Source organism: Mesorhizobium sp. M7A.F.Ca.MR.362.00.0.0 (genome assembly GCF_004023175.1).
Lineage (GTDB): Bacteria > Pseudomonadota > Alphaproteobacteria > Rhizobiales > Rhizobiaceae > Mesorhizobium.
This window is the reverse complement of record NZ_RZTF01000520.1, coordinates 1-3,777: the sequence shown is the minus strand read 5'-3', so window position 1 is coordinate 3,777 and position 3,777 is coordinate 1. Positions and strand designations below refer to the sequence as shown.

At 57.0% G+C, this 3,777-nt stretch carries 4 protein-coding genes and 1 pseudogene; all 5 read right to left on the bottom strand.

The annotated features are described in order from the left end of the window. Positions 1-567: pseudogene (locus EOC06_RS34355) on the bottom strand (hypothetical protein); the annotation flags it as partial. A gap of 211 nt (positions 568-778) precedes the next feature. Beyond that, positions 779-1,444 carry a hypothetical protein gene (locus tag EOC06_RS34350; protein WP_306462376.1) on the bottom strand — a complete coding sequence of 222 codons (666 nt, stop codon included), beginning with the start codon at positions 1,442-1,444 and terminating at the stop codon, positions 779-781. A gap of 374 nt (positions 1,445-1,818) precedes the next feature. Further along, positions 1,819-2,676, bottom strand: coding sequence for a restriction endonuclease (locus EOC06_RS34345; protein ID WP_245330053.1), 858 nt, complete (start codon positions 2,674-2,676; stop codon positions 1,819-1,821). Between the two features lie 119 nt (positions 2,677-2,795). Continuing rightward, positions 2,796-3,380, bottom strand: a complete 585-nt coding sequence (locus EOC06_RS34340; protein ID WP_095488765.1) for a type II toxin-antitoxin system VapC family toxin — start codon at positions 3,378-3,380, stop codon at positions 2,796-2,798. Then, a complete protein-coding gene (locus tag EOC06_RS34335) occupies positions 3,370-3,666 on the bottom strand; it encodes a hypothetical protein (protein WP_095488778.1) in 297 nt (98 codons plus the stop codon). The genes EOC06_RS34340 and EOC06_RS34335 overlap by 11 nt, the downstream gene beginning before the upstream one ends. Between the last annotated feature and the right edge of the window lie 111 nt (positions 3,667-3,777).

Sequence of the window (3,777 nt, the reverse complement as noted above, 5' to 3'; positions counted from 1 at the left end):
GCGTAGGTCACCTTCCGCCTGCCTGAGCAATGCGGCCGTCGCGAGGGCCATTTCGCGGCGGCGCAGCCATGCCTCAAGCCCACCTAGCGTGATCTCGCCGGAAACAGCCGGAGCCATTTTCCGAGCGGACTCCAGAATGTTGGCCCTGATAACTTCGCGTTTCGATTTTGCCGCGTTCAGCAGCTCCGCTGAACGTTCCAATTCCGCTTCCGCGACGGCGAGTCTCTGACAGGTTTGATTGAGCTTCGCCAGGTCGCCCATGTGTCCCAGCCGGGCGCTGGTGATCAGATCGTCTTTCCGCAGCTCGATCTCAAACGCCGCAGCGGTCGATTGATCGAGCGCCTCACGATGCTTGGCCCACGCCGCTTCACGCGCTGATCGCGACGTCGCTGCCTCATGATCGTCCACGACGCCGGTGGAATTCTTCACTGCATCCAGTTCGGCTCGTAAACGCCGCTGCTCACTCGTGAGGCGCCCGCTGTCATCGCTGTGGCGATCGATCTCGGCTTCCGCTTTAGAAAGAGCTGATTTCCAGCTCTCCAGCTCAGAAGGCGCCGGCACTCTCATTTGCCTCACCTGGTCTAGACTTTCACCCCAGGGTCGGAGTTCCGACATCTGTTGCGCCAGTGTTCCCAGGAGTTCCACACGAGAGCGTTCCGCGACGCGGCGGCGGGATGCATGATCGTTCTCTCGAAGCGCCGAGAGCTCCCTCGCCAGCGCCGCAATGGCTTTGCCGTTTGTGGAGGCAGCGGCTTCGCTCGACAGCTTGCTCTGCAACTCAATCAGACGGCGGTTTGCCTCTTTGGCTTCGCGCTTCGCGTTTTGAAGCGTCGCGTCGATACCGGATCAGCTCGACGACCTGGAGGTCATTAGAAGACGTGTACTCTTCGGGCGTTTCTTCCCATCCAATCAAAGCCGTCCGAGGCTCCCTAGTCGCGGCGCCATCACCTGCAATCATAATAAGGTTCGTTCGCGGAATAGGCACGGGATTGCGCAACGCTAGCGCCTTATCGAGAGAGACGATTGCGGCCGCATGACCGTCCCGATCGCACTCGAAAAGTAATCGCTGAAGCTGGCGCACACCATGGGGAACGGGGAGATCGCGGTTGATTTCGAACCATACGCCTCCCTTTCTAACTCTCTCTCCCGTGTTTCGGTTTCTCTTCCAGTCGCCGAGCATCAGGTTGCTTACCGTGCTTGAGTTGAGCGTTTCCCGCCATTTTGCCTCGCCCACGATCAATCGGATCACGGCACCGTCGCTGTCGAGGGAGACACCTAGGAAATCCGAGCCAAAACGGCCAAAGACGGCCCGAACGCGGGCTGGGTCACGGGCAAGATCGAACAGGTACTTTTCGACGTCGGCATGATAGCGAAAGAGAAAGATCGGGATCGACCATTCGTGCGCGCCAACAAACTTGAAATGCTCGGTGACAAGTCCCGTCATGACCTCACCGAAAAGGCCACGTCTAGGCGGTCGGCGGTAGACAGCGGGGATACAGAAGCAGGGCCGCATCATCATCGTCGTCGTCTTCATCCGCATCCGGGTGAAGATTTATCCCAATCTGAGCAGCAAAATGTTCGCGAGCGTCACGGTGGGCTGACTCAAAATACGGAATGAGCGCGGCAGCGAGATTTGGGTCCCTGTCGGCCTTTTCCTCGAGAAGCAGGTGGCCATAACATCCTTCAACGGATGGATAAGAGTTCAGCCATCGGTTCATCGCCCCGGATGGCGGTTTGCAGTCGTGCATTGTAGGGCCCCCCGACCCGATCATCTGTTCATATTTCCAATAGCTGTCCGCGGATTGAAGTTCGCTCAGCCTAAAATAAATCACGTACGCGAACGAATGGTCCTCCGGTCTCAACTGCACGGCGCACTTTTCTGACAATCACGTCAGCTACCGAAAGCTGACGTGAGAGCGTTTCATGAAGGTCAAGCCCATCCATGCAAATGATCGATGTAGGCGCCTTGCCAAACGCTGTTAGTCCGTCAGGGCTGAATCCGGTGTTGCTGATGAAGAGACCTCTCGCCCATTTGGCCTTCGTAAGCACTTTGCCGGAGAAACCATGCAGGTCGGCTATGCCCGAATATTCATTCTGCCATTTAGCTTCTAAAAGATAGGTCTCGCCCTCGAGCGCGAAGCTGCCGTCAATCTGCTCTCCAGTCAGGCGAAACGAGCCACGTGGTGCAAGGTTGTATGCCGCGAACAGATCATGAAGAAATTTCTCGAAGGCATAACCACGGGGCTGAGGTGCAAGCTTGCTGACCTCGAGCAGTTGTTGGGAGAGCAAGCTCACCTGCGCCGCTGTTGGTTTCCCAGCTATGGGTTTTTCCACCGGCGCTGGATTTCGTACCGGAAGCATGTTGAGAAAAGAATCGTCCGTGAGTTCCGGGATTCGAAATGAAACCCCACGCAGCAGAGTATTCAGTTGCTCGATCTCCTCTCGCATTAGCGGCTCGCCACGCCCCCGGCGCCACGTCAAAGACTGACGCACAGAGAGGGCAGAACCGATTCCGCCGATGTTCCAGCGTGGCGGTGAGAAGCTGAACCAGCGATGGAAGCTTGCTGCCTTGTTGCCAGAACTCGCCAACTCCGACCTCATTTGCGGCAAGCGGAAATGCAGTGCGGGAGTTCCCGCTGCCGGGCAGGAAGTCATAAAGCAGATCAGCAATTGCACTGACGGCGGTCGCCTCTTTCATACTGATCGACATCGGCTACTCTCTCCCCGCCTATGCTTATGCTTTCACATACCGTATTGCGTCCCGGAAACCGCGCCCCGATCTCCGAGGCACTCCATCACAGTGCTGTCGCCGGAAATCGGTACAAAATGATGCGTCCAGTTGGAATGATCTGGGAGAGATAGTCGAAATCCCGGATGTTTCCGGTCAGGACGCTCGCACCCAATTGCCTTGCCTGCAGGAAAATCAGGGCATCATTGATAAAGCGTCGCTCGTGACCCTCGCCTTTCGGCATCTTGCTCAGCCGGAAAAGCAGGCCGGCAATGATGCCGGCCTGTCCCCAAGTCGTCGCTTCGGGGGCGTGAAGCCTATGCGTCGGCACGTCGTCAATCGTCTGCTGGATAATTTCCAGGGCCGATTTCGTCGACGCGTGAGCCGGATCAAGGCGGCCAAACGCATGTGTCAGTTCGGAAAGACAAACTGCCGAATGGTGACAGAGCCGATACCTCAGGAGCGCATCCACCGCTTCAGGCGTTCGTCCCTGCAGGACGTCCAAATAAACACTGGTGTCCAGAAACAATGGACCACCAATAGTGGGCTCGTCATCTACCCAGGGTAAATCTCCATCGGCTCGGCGTTCGAGTGTTCCCCGCCGCTTTTGGGGCTTCAGTAATCGCAGGGTCTCACGAAGATCAAACCCCAAGATCGATATCCGCCGGAATGCTGCCTTTCCGGCCAACAAGGCGAGCGCCAAAGTCGTCCTCTAGTGCCAGCCGCGACAATGCCAGTTCCAGCAGTTCAGTGTCGGACGTGACGTGAGCTCGCTTTTTGGCGGCGTCGATCAACTCCGACGGCACACGGCCTGACAAACGTGTATTTTTCGCGGCGCCGAGAAGGCCAACGGCGCGTGCCTGCTCAAGCACAAGCTTGTTGCGCGTTAGTGCTACCTGCTCCTCATTTTCCGTAGCGGAACGAATTTGGGCGCCCATGTCGGCCTCCTTTGTTGAACATAACATAGATACCGTTCAACGCAGATGCAAGGTATAATCTGGCTTTCGGGGAGCTCAGGAATATGGTCCCTTAATTCGTCAGCAATGGAT

Bases quoted from the DNA above. Each gene is read 5' to 3' on its own strand.
- EOC06_RS34335 (WP_095488778.1), bottom strand. From the start codon at position 3,666: ATGGGCGCCCAAATTCGTTCCGCTACGGAAAATGAGGAGCAGGTAGCA.
- EOC06_RS34350 (WP_306462376.1), bottom strand. From the start codon at position 1,444: ATGACGGGACTTGTCACCGAGCATTTCAAGTTTGTTGGCGCGCACGAA.